This window comes from Saxibacter everestensis (assembly GCF_025787225.1).
Lineage (GTDB): Bacteria > Actinomycetota > Actinomycetes > Actinomycetales > Brevibacteriaceae > Saxibacter > Saxibacter everestensis.
This window is the reverse complement of record NZ_CP090958.1, coordinates 3,050,903-3,065,618: the sequence shown is the minus strand read 5'-3', so window position 1 is coordinate 3,065,618 and position 14,716 is coordinate 3,050,903. Positions and strand designations below refer to the sequence as shown.

The window sequence follows — 14,716 nt, the reverse complement described above, 5'->3', positions numbered from 1 at the left end:
CAGGAATCCCATGCACAAGAATCCCGCTCCCGACGTTCACGCAGCGCTCAGCGCGGCATCGACCGTGCCGTTCTGGCTGGACAGCCCGCAGCGCCCGAAGCCACTTCCGCCCCTTGAAGGGCGGGTAACGGCGGATCTGGCTGTCGTCGGCGGAGGCTACACCGGGTTGTGGACGGCACTCATCGCCAAGGAACGTGACCCGTCCCGTCGGGTGGTGCTGCTCGAGGGAGCCACAGTTGGCTGGGCCGCCTCCGGGCGTAATGGCGGCTTCTGCGCGGCGAGCCTGACTCATGGCGACTCGAACGGTGAAAGCCATTTTCCGAAGGAAGCCGAAGAACTGAAGCAACTCGGCGTTGCGAACCTCGATGAGATCGAGGCCGCCGTTGCCAGATACGACATGGATTGCGAGTTCGAACGCACCGGTTCGCTCGATGTCGCGACCGAGGATTATCAGGTTTCCGACCTGAGAGCGGAAGCCGATCCGGACGAAGGACTGATCTACCTCGAGGGCGAGGCACTGGCAGCCGAGGTGAAGTCGCCGACCTACAAGGCCGCCATCTGGGACAAGCGGGGCACAGCAATGGTCAACCCGGCGCGGCTGGTCTGGGAGCTTTTGCGAGTCTGCCGGCAGCTCGGCGTCGAAGTGTACGAGAACTCCGCGGTCCGCGATCTCGGTGCGGACCGGAACTCCATTACCCTGACCACGGATGCCGGCTCTGTGCAGGCCGACCGGGTTGCGCTGGCGACCAACGTCTTTCCGTCGCTGCTCAAACGAACGCGACTGCACACCGTGCCGGTCTACGATTACGCCCTGATGACGGAGCCGTTGACCGACAAGCAGCGAGCCTCGATCGGCTGGTCGAACCGGCAGGGTATCGGAGATGTCTCCAACCAGTTCCACTACTACCGGCTGACGGCCGACAACCGGATCCTGTGGGGTGGCTACGACGCCGTCTATCACTTCGGCCGCCAGCTCAAGGCGGAATACGACCAGCGCCCGGAGACTTTCGAGACGCTCGCCGAACACTTCTTCGAGACCTTCCCGACCCTGACCGGGCTGAAGTTCACGCACAAGTGGGGCGGGGCGATTGACACCTGCAGCCGGTTCTTCTCCTTTTTCACCACGGCGCACGGGGGCCGGGTGGCATATGCCGCCGGGTACACCGGTCTCGGCGTAGGGGCGACCAGGTTCGGAGCCAAGGTCATGCTCGACCTGCTGTCAGGCGAGAAGACCGAGCTCACCGAGCTTGAGATGGTGCGCAAGATGCCGCTGCCATTCCCTCCAGAGCCGCTGGCCTGGATCGGGATCAAGCTGACCACCAAGGCCATGATCAAGGCGGATCGAAACGAAGGCAAGCGCGGCCCGCTGCTCAAGGCCCTGGATGCGGTCGGCATGGGGTTCGACTCATGAGCGCGGCGGGCGGATCGGACAATGCCGCGGTGCGTGCAGCCGGATCGGGTAGCGCCGTGCTGGGCACGGGCGGATCGGGCAACGCCGTGCTTGGCAATGCCTTCGAGCTCCGGATGCAATACGGAGACGTGCCCCCGGGGCAACTGCCAGACGCCACAAAAGATTCAGGCGACGGTGCCTCGGATGCCGGTGCTGCCGCGGTCGTGGGCGGCAGGATGCGTCCGCAGACCGCCGCCCAGGACCTCGCCGAGTTCGAGGGCCTGGAAGTCGGCGTCTGGGAGATGACCGTCGGCACGATGAGTGACGTCGAGGCGGACGAAATTTTCGTTGTGCTGAGTGGCCGCGCCGTGGTCGAGATCGTCGACGGGGAGGGTGCCGGTTCTGCCAACGGTTCTACTGGCAAAGGCGATGCCGTCAGCGAAGGCGATACCACCCGGCTAGCTGCCGGTGCCGGGCCCGCCTACGCTGAAGGTAAGCAGACGCTGTCGCTGAAACCGGGCGACATCGTCCGGTTGGCGGCGGGCACACAGACCTGGTGGACCGTAACCGAGCCGCTGCGCAAGGTGTATCTCACGCCCGTCGGGTAGGCGAGCACCGGCGCGGGAACGGTGCGGTGGAACGGTTTTGTCGCTTCTGAGGTCGGCCCGGCACCGGTTAACCGCGAATCTACTGCCGTATCCAACATTCGTTCTACTCAGATCTGGCCAGAATTTGTCTGCTCTACCAGTTCCTTTTATTAGCCGCCGTGGTGTGGTCGGATGAAACCGCGGCAAGCGATCACGACGACATAAGAGGTCGTCTGAAAGTGATGCTGTTTAATGAGGCTTGCCGGTAAACACCCTGGTCAATTAGTGTCCGCCCCGCCCGCGCGGGGGTGATCCGTTCCGGCAAGTTTTTTCGGTGCAGGATGCCGTGTCCGCCCCGCCCGCGCGGGGATGATCCGAAGACCGCGAAACTATGGGCGCAGCAAGAGATGTCCGCCCCGCCCGCGCGGGGATGATCCCGGCTCGGACCAGCTATTCAGGCCGTAGTAATAGTCCGCACCGCCCGCGCGGGGATGATCCCGAGCAGGCGACGATCTCTGACGACCGGTTGTGGTCCGCCCCGCCCGCGCGGGGATGATCCCGGCAAGATCCCGCTGAGCGAAATGGCTGAGATGTCTGCCCCGCCCGCGCGGGGATGATCCCTTCTTCCCCCCCGGTCATCAAGGGGATGGCATCGTCTGCCCCGCCCGTGCGGGGATGATCCCAGCTGGTAGCAGTTGTAGAGTGTGACCTTGCCGTCTGCCCCGCCCGAGCGGGGATGATCCGTCGTTTCGGGTGTTCAGGCGCTCCTGCGTCTGGTCTGCCCCGCCCGCGGGGATGACCCCCATAAGGCACCTGATAGCCGACACGCTAAGCGTCCGCCCCGCCCGCGCGGGGATGATCCGATGTCTGGGATAGTGGAGGCGATCTCGGTGGCGTCCGCCCCGCCCGCACGGGGATGATCCGTCGCAGCTAAGTCAATGAAGGAACGTGAGCTGGTCTGCCCCGCCTGCGCGGGGATGATCCGTTCTTCCCGGCTCCGGGAAGAACCCACCTGGTGTCTGCCCCGCCTGCGCGGGGATGATCCTCTCGACCTCGAGCCCGTACAGGCCGATATCCGGTCTGCCCCGCCTGCGCGGGGATGATCCGGTATCCATGACGCGGCTGCGCTGGTTCGAGAAGTCTGCCCCGCCTGCGCGGGGATGATCCGGTGATCACGACCCCGGAGGTCCAGCGGTACCGGTCTGCCCCGCCCGCACGGGGATGATCCGCAAATGAGGTTCTACCAATCGCGCAACCCTGGCGTCTGCCCCGCCCGCACGGGGATGATCCGTACTCGGCGCCGGTTTCGGAGACTATGAGCGGGTCTGCCCCGCTCGCGCGGGGATGATCCGGCGACGTAGAACATGCGCCGGGAATCCTGCGAGTCTGCCCCGCTCGCGCGGGGATGATCCCGTCGAAGCGAGGGAACGTGCGTGATTTTTCGCGTCTGCCCCGCTCGCGCGGGGGATGATCCGTGACCTTGGCTCGTGGGCGGCCTGCGCGGGGATGATCCCGAACTGGAAGGCGTGATACTGGACCTTGTCGGCGTTGTCTGCCCGGCCCGCGCGGGGATGATCCCCGATGCCAAAGAGGCGGGACGGCACGCCCTGAGTCTGCCCCCCGCGCGGGGATGATCCGTGGAGTGGGATCGGCAGCAGAAACGCGATTCGGTCTGCCCCGCCCGCGCGGGGATGATCCCACCTTGAAACAATGCGCGTAGCGAAATCATTCGTCTGCCCCGCCCGCGCGGGGATGATCCGCCGGAAAGGAAAACCGATAAAGGGTTTACTGGTCTGCCCCGCTCGCGCGGGGATGATCCCCGATGCCAAAGAGGCGGGACGGCACGCCCTGAGTCTGCCCCCCGCGCGGGGATGATCCGCCGGAAAGGAAAACCGATAAAGGGTTTACTGGTCTGCCCCGCTCGCGCGGGGATGATCCGCGGGTCAGGGCGTGATCGGCGGCTTTCTCGTCGTCTGCAATGAACGCATCCACACAGTCTGCCCCGCCCGCGCGGGGATGATCCCAAGCGGCTGCCGCCCGGGATGCGGGTCATCGGGTCCGCCCCGCTAGCGCGGAGATGATCCCGGCGAACACGAACGACAGTCAAGCAAGTAGTCGTCTGCCCCGCCCGCGCAGGGATGATCCCGCCTACGCTGTACACGAGGACAAAGCCGCACGGTCTGCCCCGCCCGCGCGGGGATGATCCGCAGGTGGATGGTGAGTGGCAGAACGACGGTGCGTCCGCCCCGCCCGGGGATGATCCGACCTGCATGATGCCACCGGCCGCAGTGGCAGGGTTTGCCCTGCTGGCGCGGGGATGATCCCCAATGGAGGCCACCAGCATAGGTAGCTTCGATGTCCGCCCCGCCTGCGCGGGGATGATCCCGTCGACTTCCCGTGGCACGTGTACACGCCAGGGTCTGCCCCGCCCGCGCGGGGATGACCCCACCACGGGAAACACCCAGCCGCCCTTTGAGCTGTCTGCCCCGCCTGGGGATGATCCGACCTGCATGATGCCACCGGCCGCGGTGGAAAGGTTTGTCCTGCCGGCGCGGGATGATCCCCCGCAGCATGTTTCCAGGCCACGCGAGGCTGCATCCTGGCCGGAACGGACTAAAGCGTCGGCCTGGAATCCGGGGGTGGACAACGGGAAGTAGGAGGACCAAGATGATTCCAACTCCCCGCCCATTGCTTCGATGGAGAAGAGCTTCGTGTCCCCGACTGGTCCGTCCCAAACCGAGTTGTCGCCCGCGGCAAGAATCGCCTGGGCAAAGAGTAAGACCGATGACGAGACTCACCGCGAGATCATCGGCTGGCTGCCGCTTGTCACTCATCTAGACGATGCTGCCGCCGTGGCCGCGCGGTTGTGGGACCACTGGGTGCCGGCCGCGATCAGACGACAGCTGGCAACGGCGAGCGGAGGCGACGATGCCCACGCCCGCCGCGTCTTCATCTGGCTGGCCGGAATACACGACGTGGCCAAGGCAAGCCCGGCCTTCGCCGTTCAGGTTGAGCAGCTCGCCGCCCCGATGGAGAAAGCCGGGCTTCGTTTCGAGCGGGGGTTGGCAAAGGACCCCAATCGCCCGAAGGCGCGCCACGAGCGAGTCGGCTTCCTCGCCGTCCGCGACTGGCTGGCGGATCGGCATGGTTTCACGGCATGCGAGGCACGTCCGCTGGCCAGCATTGTTGCTGCCCACCACGGGCTGCCGCCCGACACTCGCGCGATCACATGGTTAACGGAACGTCCTGAGCTGGTCGGCACGGGACTCTGGGCGCAAGTGCGAATGGAACTGCTGGATCGAGCGGAGCGCATGCACCTCCACGCCGGCGACCTCGAGCGCTGCCGAACAGCTGCGCTGCCGCCCACCGTACAGGTCCTGCTCAGCGCGCTCGTGATCATGGCGGACTGGATCGCCAGCTCCGAAGATTTGTTCCCGTATGCCAGCCCGGGCGAAGTCCCGAGTTATGACACCGGGCAGCGCGTCGAGGCGGCATGGCGGCAGCTTAAGCTCCCGGTGCCATGGACGGCCACGGACGGTTTTAGGTCGGTGGACGAGCTATTCACCGCCCGGTTCGACTTCCCGACCGGTGCCCGTCCTCGCCCCGCGCAGCGCGAGCTGGTGGAAGCCGCGGAGGCGCTTGACGAGCCGGCGCTATTGATCCTCGAGGCCGAGATGGGCATGGGGAAAACCGAGGCCGCCTTGGCCGCCGCGGAGGTTCTCGCCGCAAAGTTCGGGCTCGGCGGGGTGTTCATCGCGCTTCCGAGCCAGGCCACGAGCGATGCCCTGTTTGCGCGCACCACGAAGTGGATCGAACGGCTGGGTATCGGCGAGCCCAACTCCGTGTTTCTCGCGCACAGCAAGGCCCGGCTGAACAACGACTACTCCGCGATGCTGTCCCGCAGCTACTTCCGCTCGATCGGCCAGGACGAGCCGGAGCAGAAGCCACGCCGACCAGGGCTGTCCGAGGCGGCCGCAGTCCACCTCTGGATGACGAGCGCCAAGCGTGGCCCGCTCGCCAACTTCGTCGTCGGCACAATCGACCAGGTCCTTTTCGGCAGTCTGCGCAGCCGGCACCTGATGCTGCGGCATCTTGCCTTGGCAAGCAAGGTAGTCGTCATCGACGAGTGCCACGCCTACGACACCTACATGAACAGCTACTTGGATCGCGCGCTGCATTGGCTCGGCGCATACGGGGTGCCGGTGGTAATGCTCTCGGCAACCTTGCCGTCATCGCGTCGAAAGAATCTGGTCGAGGCGTACGATTCGGGCGTCGAGACCAGAAGGGCTAAGGCTTCGGAGTCACCTCCGCAGCGGGTTAGCCTGGCGGAGCGACGCCAGCGCTCCGCCGAGAGGAAGAAGGAGCAGCCGACAACGTACGACGCACTCGATGGTGACATCGGCTACCCCTCGATCGTCGTCTCCGGCGGCCCCACCGCCACCACTCAGGTGTTGACTCCGGCGCCTACCGGGAGCAGCAGGAGGATCGCCATCGAGCGAATCGAGAATTCGGATGACGCCCTGATAGCCGCACTTTCAGGCTACTTGACCGATGGCGGATGCGTTGCGGTCATCCGTAATACTGTCGACCGCGCTCAGCGCACCGCGGAAGCGCTCAGGGCATCCTTTCCGGACACCGACGTTACGCTCAGCCACTCGCGATTCCTCGCCGCGGACCGAGCAGCTACGGACCGTCGACTACTCAACCTCTTCGGGCCACCTTCGCGCGCAAGCCGCCGACCGGCCCGCCACATCGTCGTAGCTACCCAGGTGATCGAGCAGTCTCTTGACCTCGACTTCGACCTGATGATCAGCGACCTGGCTCCTATCGACCTCCTACTGCAGCGAGCCGGCCGGCTGCACCGGCACCAACGGACAGATGCGGAACGGCCGGAGCCACTCCGCACGCCGAAACTGCTGATCAGCGGCGTTGACTGGACAGCGGTCCCGCCGAAACCGGACTCGTCCTTCTGCCCGGCGTCGCGGAAGCGAGATCGGCCGGTCTACCAGCCCCACGTCCTCTACCGCACACTCGCCGTGCTTCAGGGCCGTGAGTCACTGGACCTCCCCGACGACATTACGAAGCTGGTCCAGCTGGTGTACGGCAGGGATCAACTCGGACCGGAGGAGTGGCACTCGGCAATGGCCGCCGCGCTGGTCCTCTACGAAGATCGGCAGCGAGAGAGCTCGGCCGCAGCGGCTACCCACAGACTCGGCAGCGTTGGTGCTACGACCAGCCTGATCGATTGGGTGTACGGGACCACCGACGATCCCACGGATGAGGTGAAGGGCCGCGCCGCCGTCCGAGACACGGAGGAGACGCTCGAGGTGCTTGTGTTGACCAAGGACCGGGACGGCACGATTGGCACCCCATCCTGGCTCGACCACGGCGGGGGAGAGTCAATCCAAATGAACGAGACGCCCCCTCCGAAGTTAGCCAAGGTGATTCTGGGTTGCTCGATCAACCTTCCCGTGAGGATGTGCCGGTATGGCCGGATCGACCGCCACATTGCCGAGCTTAAGGATCGCTTCGACCTGCAATACTGGCATTCCTCACGCGACCTTAATGGCGAGCTGCCGCTGATCCTGGATGCCGAGGGTCGTGCCGAACTCAACGGTTACCAACTGCATTACGACCCCCACAACGGGTTGGTGGTCACTCGCGATGAGTGAGTGGCTTCAGCCCCGCCGCGGTCGCGCGGCGTGGCGACACAGGATTGGTAGAATCGAGCGCCGGTTCACTCACGTGGATCGAGTCTCCGCACGGACGGAGATGATCCCGTTTGAGGCGATTGAAACTGATTGCTACAGGCATATTCCCCGCCGTCGCGGGGGTTGGTTGATCTCGATAGGGGATTAAACCCTTGCTACGAAAGGTTTGAGGTGAATGAAATATAAAGAGCTCAAAAAGTCCTTGACATCCTGTCACGACTGCCAAATGCATAGGTGAATCGCCATCGCGAATCCTCTGCGACGACGGAAACGCTCTCCACTGACAGCCCTATCCTCTCGACCCGCGGACCCCTCACCCGATTGGAGGTCACTCCCTATGAGTGACGCATCCCCGCAAAATCAGCAGGATGAGACAGCCGCGGTGCCTCTGCGCTCGACGTTCAACTTGATCACCGAACCGTGGATCCAGGTACGGACGCACAATGGCGAGGTCGCTGAGGTCTCCATCCTCGATGCCTTCAGCCGCGCGCGTGAGATCAAGGACATCTGTGGTGAACTTCCGACGCAGACGTTTGCCATCACCCGCTTGTTGCTCGCGATTCTCTATCGGGTCTACGGCGAGGAGCTAAGCGTCCTGGACTGGCAGGACCTCTGGAAAAACGGTCCTCCGAGCGAGGACATTGCCGAGTATCTCGCGGACTATGACGACCGATTCGATCTACTGCACGCGGAGACGCCGTTCTTCCAGGTCGCGGACCTGAAGACCGCGAAGGACGAGGTCAAGGATGTTGTCCAGCTGCTATTCGACGTGCCCAGCAACCAGAGACTCTTCACGACCCGGGCGGGCGAGGGGGTAAAGCGGTTGAACTTCGCCGAGGCAGCTCGCTGGCTGGTCAGCGTGCAGGCGTTCGATCCGTCGGGAAATAAGTCTGGGGCCGTCGGGGATCAACGAGTGCGGGCGGGGAAGGGATACCCGATCGGGGTCGCCTGGTCGGGGCAACTGGGCGGGGTGTTGCTCGAGGGCACGGATCTCGCCGAGACCCTGGCCCTGAACTTCGTCCTGTCGAACGAAAATTATGCCATCGAATGGGAGGACGATCTGCCGCCCTGGGAACGCAAGCATCTCGGCCCGGCGGAAGCCCCGGCTCGGCACGTCGCCGGGCCGGTTGACCTCTACACCTGGCAGAGCCGCCGTGTCCGCCTGGTACATGACGGCCGAGGAATTTATGGCAGCTTGATTGCCAACGGCGACCGAATCACTCCCCAGAACAGGCACCGTCACGAGATGATGAGCGCCTGGCGGTACAGTCAACCACAAACCAAGAAGCTTGGACACACGACCTACATGCCCAAGGAGTACGTCCAGGATCGAGCGTTCTGGCGCGGCCTGTCGGCCCTCCTGCCGAAAGCTCAGTTGATTACCGAGGGCAAGGAAGCGAGCCGATACCTACCGCCCGGGTCCATCATGTGGCTCAGTCAACTTCAAATGAACGAGACAATTCCCGGATCGACCCAGATCGGCGTGCGGGCAATTGGAGTGATCTACGGCAGCAACAACTCTGTGGTCGACGACGTCATTGACGATCGGCTGCTCGTCTCGCTTGCCCTACTGCGAGCGGACAACTCTGAGCTAGCCGCGCGAGCGGAAGACGCAGTCATGATCGCCGAATCCGGAGTACAGGCACTGTGGCGACTGGCAGGGAACCTGGCGATAGCCGCGGGAGGGGAAGGGGCGTCGCAACAGTCTCGAGCGCAGGTCAGCGCCTATGCGGCGCTTGATCAGCCGTATCGGACGTGGCTCGCCGGTCTCGGCCCGGAAACCGAGCCAGTGCGAGCCATAGAGGAATGGAAAACGACCGCCCGGGAGATTATCCGAGCCATCGGTCTCGAACTGATCGATACAGGCGGCCCGACGGCCTGGATCGGACGAGAGCACCGCGGGGAGCTCATGACCAGCTCTCGCGCAGCACACTATTTCACCCGGTCGTTGTGGAAAATCTTCGGCGACCCCAAGATGTCGGACACGTCCGAGACAGCCAAGGAGGGAGCCGCATGACGGTCTTCGAAGAACAGTCGGCAGGAGAGAAAGCGCCAGAGGCGGGGGCGGAGCCGAAGCGCCGCAGCTTGCGGTCCTTCGTCGCCGCCAGGGCAACCCGGCTGCAGGAGGCATACCGGGAAGACAACGCCACGGCGGTCGCGCAGCTCGCCAAGCTGCGGCGCGGCGTCAATCAGTCACTCGGTGCCGACCTCGAACTCGTCGGGCTGACCACGGTTGGTCTGTACCCGGACGATGTCCATTTGCGTGACGAACCGACGAACGAGGAACAGGCCGCCTACGCTGCCATCACGCTCTTTGCGCTGCATCAGCAGGGCAAGCGGGGGCTACGCATGCATCAGAACGGATACTCATTCGGTCGGTCTGCGCGTCTCCTCGGGCGGAAAGCGGGCAGCCGCGATGCCGTGCGACGACGCTTCAACGCCATGGGTACGGCGATCACCTGGGCGGAAACGCTGCACCACGCGCGCGGTCTCATCCAGCAATTCCGCGCCCACGACATTCCCCTTGACTACGGGCGATTCGCGGCCGATCTGTACCGGCTGCACCGTCCGGATCTAGCCAATGCTGTCCGCAATGCCTGGGGCCGTGACTTCTATCGGACAGACCAAGAAGACACCGCGGGCGAATTCCCGGCCAGTGACAAACAAGGCACCGACTAATACTCCTGTTCGCAATCCTCACCGAAGGAGACAACAATGTCCCGCACCATAGTCGACATCCACATCCTGCAGACTGTTCCGCCGAGCAACATCAATCGGGACGACACGGGCAGCCCAAAGACCGCCGTGTTCGGCGGGACCAGGCGTGCCCGCGTGTCCAGCCAGGCCTGGAAGCGCGCGACGAGGCTCGCGTTCAATAGCCGGCTCGACCCGAAGGAACTCGGCGTGCGAACCAAGCGGATCGTGGAGCTGCTCGCCGACCGGATCACGGCGCAGAATCCTTCCATCGATTCCCGTCAGGCACAGGACCTGGCCAAGCAAGCCTTCGCCGCACTCGGCAAGAAGGGCATCAAGCTTAAGAAGACGCGGAAGAGTGAGACCGAACCGTTGCCGGACGAGGCGGGTTACCTGGTGTTCCTCAGCGGACGTCAACTCGACAGGCTGGCCGACGCGGCGGTTGCCGCCAACGCCACCGACGATCCACGAAAAGCGCTGAAGGACGCCGGATTGACGAAGGCCATCGACCGTGAGCATTCGGTCGACATCGCCTTGTTCGGCCGGATGGTCGCCGACGTCACCGATCTGAACGTCGACGCCGCGGCCCAGGTGGCTCATGCGCTCAGCGTCCATGCCGTGGAGACCGAGTTCGACTACTACACCGCCGTCGATGACCACAAGAATCTCGATGAGGAAGAAGACGCCGGAGCCGGCATGATCGGCACCGTCGAATTCAACTCCTCGACGCTGTATCGGTACGCCACAATCGATGTGGATCGCTTGCTCGACAATCTGGACGATGGCCAGGCCACGGTTCGCGCCGTGCAGGCATTCGTCGAGGCATTCGCCACCTCGATGCCCACAGGTAAGCAGAATACATTTGCCAACCGCACGCTGCCCGACGGAGTCGTGGTCAGCGTGCGTGACACTCAGTCGGTCAACCTGGTCGGCGCGTTCGAGCAGGCGGTGGAGGAGCCCGCGAGGCTCAAGGTGGCCAGCCGAAAGCTTGTGGAACACGCCAAGAACGTCGACACCAGCTTCGGCACCACGCCGGTGAATTCGTGGGTGGTGCGAGTCGGTGACGCTACCAGCGAGCTGCAGGACCTTGGCACAACGGTGACGTTGCCGGAACTGGTCGTCCAGGTCGGCGAGGTGGTGTCCGACCGCCTGTCGCAGGGCACCGGCACGACGGAGTCCTGATGACCTCGCTGCTGTTCAAGCTGGCCGGACCCATGCAGGCATGGGGGTCAGGCAGTCGCTGGGCTAGTAGGGCGACGGACCTGGCCCCAACGAAAAGCGGGGTGATCGGGCTCTTGGCGGCGGCATCCGGCCTGGAACGCTCTGCCCCGCTGGGCAAGCTCATGACCCTGCGGTTCGGTGTCCGGATCGATCAGCCCGGCTCCGTCGCTGTCGATTTCCAGACCGCCAGAACCCTCGACGGGAAGACCTCGATGCCGCTGTCGCACCGGGCCTTCCTGCAGGATGCTGTGTTCCTCGCCGGAGTGGAATCAGAGGACCGCGGCTACCTGGCCGAGTTGAAAAGCGCCCTGCAGCGGCCTTACTTTCCGCTCTTCCTCGGCCGGCGTGCCTTTCCGCCCGCCGGGCCACTGAAGACCGAGTTAGTCGATGCCTCGCTCGAGCAGGCCTTTGCTGCGCATGACTGGCAGGCCAGCGAGCGCCATCAACGGTCGCAGGAGGCCGCGGCCGTGAACCTTCCGTTTCTCATCGACGTTCCCGCCGGCACGCCGGGTGCTCAGACGCAGCGGGACGTCCCGATCAGTTTCGACCAGCGGCGACGCGAGTACGGATGGCGCGACATCGGTGCCGGATCCGTGACGTTGTCGAACCCATGGGGAAAACCTAATGAAGGAGGGTCGCCACCGTCCGGATTGGACCCGAACGCGCCGGACCCGGAGGTGCCGACCCCGGAGCGACCGGCCCAGGGTGAGGGGCATGACCCGATGGCTCCGTTGATGGAGGAGGCGTAAATGTTTCTGACCAGGTTCGACATCAACCCAAGGCGACGCGGGGCTGCGAAGTTGCTCACATCCCCGCACGCCATGCACGCTGCGGTGGAGTCTGGATTTCCGCCGTCCCCGCCGGGAGAGCAAGGCCGGGTACTGTGGCGCTTGGACGCCGACGGGGACCGCGCGACACTCTACATTGCGAGTCCGCGCCGACCCGATCTGACGCACCTCGTGGAACAGGCCGGCTGGCCGACAACCCAATCCTGGCTGACCAGGGACTACCAGCCGCTGTTGTCGAGGATCTCCGTCGGCCAGACCTGGGCCTTCCGGCTCACGGCCAACCCGGTGCGCAACATTCGCTCGGAGGGCGCTACCCGGGGCAAACCGGTCGGACATGTCACCGCCGCCCAGCAGGAACAATGGCTGCTCGACCGATCGGAGGTGGCAGGATTCGAGATCCCCACCACGGCGGATAAGTCGCCTGCCGTCGCAATCACGAAGCGTGACACGCTCAAGTTCAGGCGAGGAGAGTCGACGGTCACCTTGCGGATCGCACGATTCGATGGCGTGCTTCGGGTGACGGATCGTGAGCGGTTCGTGGGCACTCTGATCAACGGACTGGGCCGGGCGAAGGGATACGGCTGCGGGCTGATCACGCTCGCATCTCCGCCCGAATGACTGGCGGAGGGCCGCCGCCGCCCAGCATCCCCGAACTGGTCCGCGCCGAGGATCGGATGTCGTTTCTTTACCTTGAGCGCGCCGCCGTGCACAGGGACAGTAACGCGATCACGGCTACGGACGAGCGCGGCACGGTACACATTCCCGCCGCCTCGCCCGCCTACGCTGAAGGTAAGCAGACGCTGTCGCTGAAACCGGGCGACATCGTCCGACTGGCGGCGGGCACACAGACCTGGTGGACCGTAACCGAGCCGCTGCGCAAGGTGTATCTCACCCCAGCCGACTAATACATGTCGCACGAGTCCGACAGGTCTACGCGTGGGACTCCATGCCAGATTACGAGCCCGGCAAGACAAGGCAGCCGAGCCGTCGGCCAGGCTGGAATCACGGCTGGAGAGAACGCGGCGAATCATCCGTGGGGGACACCAAGACGCGGCCCGGCGGCAATGGCACCAAAAAGCGCACCGGTAATAGCGGCCACCAGAAATACGAACCCGGCGTCTGCTGATGTGGACGAACGTGTTTATGACGCTTCCCGCATGCGGTGGTCTCGGACGAGTATCGCGATGTGCGGGACGTACACGCCGGAGGCTTCCACGCGGGCCGCGATCTGTTCCGGCGTGTCCTTGCCTGCGATCATGTCCCGCACCACAGGAAGCAGCGGCGCGAGTATCGGTTGTTGCATCAGGCTCCCCTCCTCGTTATGGCACCAATCAGCGGTTTTGCACCCTTAGCTGCCGATTGCGAAGAATCCCGACTCATCAAGCCGCCGCCGATACGAAATAATCGCGGCGGTCGTAATCTTCGTGGACGTCGCAGTTGCCGTCAGCCGAGCACAGGCAGTCACCGAGGATCGTGTCACCATCGACAGTCCCGCCGAACCTTGAAATAATTGTGGTCAACATTTTCGCGTCATCCTCTCCTTGTTAATTCGATGTCGGCGTCTCTTTGGATTGGGCCGCCGGCCCACGGGCTTTTCTTTTTTGTGTCTCCCCACGCAACCCCAACCTTCTAATCCGTAGGCTGCATGTTCGAGCGCTCCCCGGCCGCGTGGGATGACTTCGATCGCCTCCGCCCTCACACGCGGTCAGCGTTGCCGCACTTTTAGTCGCCGGGCAAGCCGCCCCACCTCAGCCGAGTAAAGTTCGAGGTGTCGCACGAAAGGACCTGCAACATGTGGCGGGAAGCCATACTCGGCGTCCTCGGCGGACTTCTGCTGGTCTACGTAGTGATGCTGCTCATGCTGTGGCTGTATGCGCGCAAGCATCCGGAAACCATCACGATGAAAGACGCGCTGCGCCTGCTGCCTGATTTGCTCAGGCTGGTCCGGCGCCTCGCCGCAGACAAGTCTTTGCCGGCAGGTGTGCGGGCCCGGCTGTTCGCGCTGCTCATCTATCTGATCCTGCCGATCGACCTGGTGCCGGACTTTCTCCCGGTGATCGGATACGCGGATGACGCCATCGTGGTGGCCTGGATATTGCGTTCGGTGATCAGACGGGCCGGGGTTGCGCCGGTCCGGCGGCATTGGCCGGGCACTCCGGAAGGCCTGCGGGTAATTCTCACCCTGGCCGGGATCGACGGCCGCTAATCCGAAGGCTGCGCTAACCGAGGGCCCGCTAAACCGACTGTCACCCGACCAACGAAAGCCCGGCCGCTAACCCGAACGGCCCGCCAGCCGGACAATATCCGGTGACGGGCCGTGAACTA

The 14,716-nt window shown here is 64.3% G+C and carries 12 protein-coding genes and 3 CRISPR repeat arrays; of the genes, 10 read left to right on the top strand and 2 right to left on the bottom strand.

The window, feature by feature from the left end; genetic code table 11:
- Nucleotides 1-10: 10 nt before the first annotated feature.
- The 9 genes from LWF01_RS14505 to LWF01_RS14465 all read left to right on the top strand — a co-directional run bounded on the left by LWF01_RS14505 (nucleotide 11) and on the right by LWF01_RS14465 (nucleotide 13,296).
- Nucleotides 11-1,411 carry an NAD(P)/FAD-dependent oxidoreductase gene (locus LWF01_RS14505; RefSeq protein ID WP_349638073.1) on the top strand — a complete coding sequence of 467 codons (1,401 nt, stop codon included), beginning with the start codon at nucleotides 11-13 and terminating at the stop codon, nucleotides 1,409-1,411.
- The gene (locus LWF01_RS14500) at nucleotides 1,408-1,998 is read left to right on the top strand and encodes a cupin domain-containing protein (protein WP_349638072.1); all 591 of its coding nucleotides are present in this window, start codon (nucleotides 1,408-1,410) and stop codon (nucleotides 1,996-1,998) included. Before LWF01_RS14505 ends, LWF01_RS14500 begins: the two co-directional genes overlap by 4 nt.
- A gap of 266 nt (nucleotides 1,999-2,264) precedes the next feature.
- A CRISPR array of direct repeats spans nucleotides 2,265-2,720; the repeat unit is 28 nt.
- 90 nt (nucleotides 2,721-2,810) lie between these two features.
- Nucleotides 2,811-3,389: a CRISPR direct-repeat array (repeat unit 28 nt; unit sequence GTCTGCCCCGCCTGCGCGGGGATGATCC).
- A gap of 497 nt (nucleotides 3,390-3,886) precedes the next feature.
- Nucleotides 3,887-4,183: a CRISPR direct-repeat array (repeat unit 28 nt).
- A 505-nt stretch (nucleotides 4,184-4,688) separates the two neighbouring features.
- Nucleotides 4,689-7,649 carry a CRISPR-associated helicase Cas3' gene (cas3, locus tag LWF01_RS14495; protein ID WP_349638071.1) on the top strand — a complete coding sequence of 987 codons (2,961 nt, stop codon included), beginning with the start codon at nucleotides 4,689-4,691 and terminating at the stop codon, nucleotides 7,647-7,649.
- A gap of 376 nt (nucleotides 7,650-8,025) precedes the next feature.
- Complete coding sequence (gene casA / locus LWF01_RS14490; RefSeq protein ID WP_349638070.1) at nucleotides 8,026-9,705, top strand: type I-E CRISPR-associated protein Cse1/CasA; 1,680 nt, start codon at nucleotides 8,026-8,028, stop codon at nucleotides 9,703-9,705.
- Nucleotides 9,702-10,367: a type I-E CRISPR-associated protein Cse2/CasB gene (casB, locus tag LWF01_RS14485; protein WP_349638069.1), complete on the top strand. Its 666-nt coding sequence runs from the start codon at nucleotides 9,702-9,704 to the stop codon at nucleotides 10,365-10,367. Before casA ends, casB begins: the two co-directional genes overlap by 4 nt.
- Before the next feature lie 36 nt (nucleotides 10,368-10,403).
- The gene (gene cas7e, locus LWF01_RS14480) at nucleotides 10,404-11,564 is read left to right on the top strand and encodes a type I-E CRISPR-associated protein Cas7/Cse4/CasC (RefSeq protein ID WP_349638068.1); all 1,161 of its coding nucleotides are present in this window, start codon (nucleotides 10,404-10,406) and stop codon (nucleotides 11,562-11,564) included.
- Entirely contained in the window at nucleotides 11,564-12,352 is a 789-nt protein-coding gene (cas5e, locus tag LWF01_RS14475) for a type I-E CRISPR-associated protein Cas5/CasD (protein ID WP_349638067.1), read from the top strand. The genes cas7e and cas5e overlap by 1 nt, the downstream gene beginning before the upstream one ends.
- On the top strand, nucleotides 12,353-13,009 hold the full coding sequence (cas6e, locus tag LWF01_RS14470) for a type I-E CRISPR-associated protein Cas6/Cse3/CasE (protein ID WP_349638066.1): 657 nt from the start codon (nucleotides 12,353-12,355) through the stop codon (nucleotides 13,007-13,009).
- Nucleotides 13,006-13,296 (top strand): cupin domain-containing protein, encoded by a 291-nt coding sequence (locus LWF01_RS14465; RefSeq protein WP_349638065.1) that lies wholly within the window; start codon nucleotides 13,006-13,008, stop codon nucleotides 13,294-13,296. Before cas6e ends, LWF01_RS14465 begins: the two co-directional genes overlap by 4 nt.
- A 236-nt stretch (nucleotides 13,297-13,532) precedes the next feature.
- Here the strand turns inward: LWF01_RS14465 and LWF01_RS14460 are convergent, their stop codons facing one another.
- Entirely contained in the window at nucleotides 13,533-13,694 is a 162-nt protein-coding gene (locus tag LWF01_RS14460; RefSeq protein WP_349638064.1) for a hypothetical protein, read from the bottom strand.
- 76 nt (nucleotides 13,695-13,770) lie between these two features.
- Nucleotides 13,771-13,914, bottom strand: coding sequence for a hypothetical protein (locus LWF01_RS14455; RefSeq protein WP_349638063.1), 144 nt, complete (start codon nucleotides 13,912-13,914; stop codon nucleotides 13,771-13,773).
- 269 nt (nucleotides 13,915-14,183) lie between these two features.
- Here LWF01_RS14455 and LWF01_RS14450 point away from each other — a divergent pair, with 269 nt between their 5' ends.
- On the top strand, nucleotides 14,184-14,597 hold the full coding sequence (locus tag LWF01_RS14450; protein WP_349638062.1) for a YkvA family protein: 414 nt from the start codon (nucleotides 14,184-14,186) through the stop codon (nucleotides 14,595-14,597).
- Nucleotides 14,598-14,716: the final 119 nt, after the last annotated feature.

Bases quoted from the DNA above. Each gene is read 5' to 3' on its own strand.
- LWF01_RS14505 (WP_349638073.1), top strand. From the start codon at position 11: ATGCACAAGAATCCCGCTCCCGACGTTCACGCAGCGCTCAGCGCGGCA.
- LWF01_RS14500 (WP_349638072.1), top strand. From the start codon at position 1,408: ATGAGCGCGGCGGGCGGATCGGACAATGCCGCGGTGCGTGCAGCCGGA.
- casA (WP_349638070.1), top strand. From the start codon at position 8,026: ATGAGTGACGCATCCCCGCAAAATCAGCAGGATGAGACAGCCGCGGTG.
- casB (WP_349638069.1), top strand. From the start codon at position 9,702: ATGACGGTCTTCGAAGAACAGTCGGCAGGAGAGAAAGCGCCAGAGGCG.
- cas7e (WP_349638068.1), top strand. From the start codon at position 10,404: ATGTCCCGCACCATAGTCGACATCCACATCCTGCAGACTGTTCCGCCG.
- cas5e (WP_349638067.1), top strand. From the start codon at position 11,564: ATGACCTCGCTGCTGTTCAAGCTGGCCGGACCCATGCAGGCATGGGGG.
- cas6e (WP_349638066.1), top strand. From the start codon at position 12,353: ATGTTTCTGACCAGGTTCGACATCAACCCAAGGCGACGCGGGGCTGCG.
- LWF01_RS14465 (WP_349638065.1), top strand. From the start codon at position 13,006: ATGACTGGCGGAGGGCCGCCGCCGCCCAGCATCCCCGAACTGGTCCGC.
- LWF01_RS14460 (WP_349638064.1), bottom strand. From the start codon at position 13,694: ATGCAACAACCGATACTCGCGCCGCTGCTTCCTGTGGTGCGGGACATG.
- LWF01_RS14455 (WP_349638063.1), bottom strand. From the start codon at position 13,914: ATGTTGACCACAATTATTTCAAGGTTCGGCGGGACTGTCGATGGTGAC.
- LWF01_RS14450 (WP_349638062.1), top strand. From the start codon at position 14,184: ATGTGGCGGGAAGCCATACTCGGCGTCCTCGGCGGACTTCTGCTGGTC.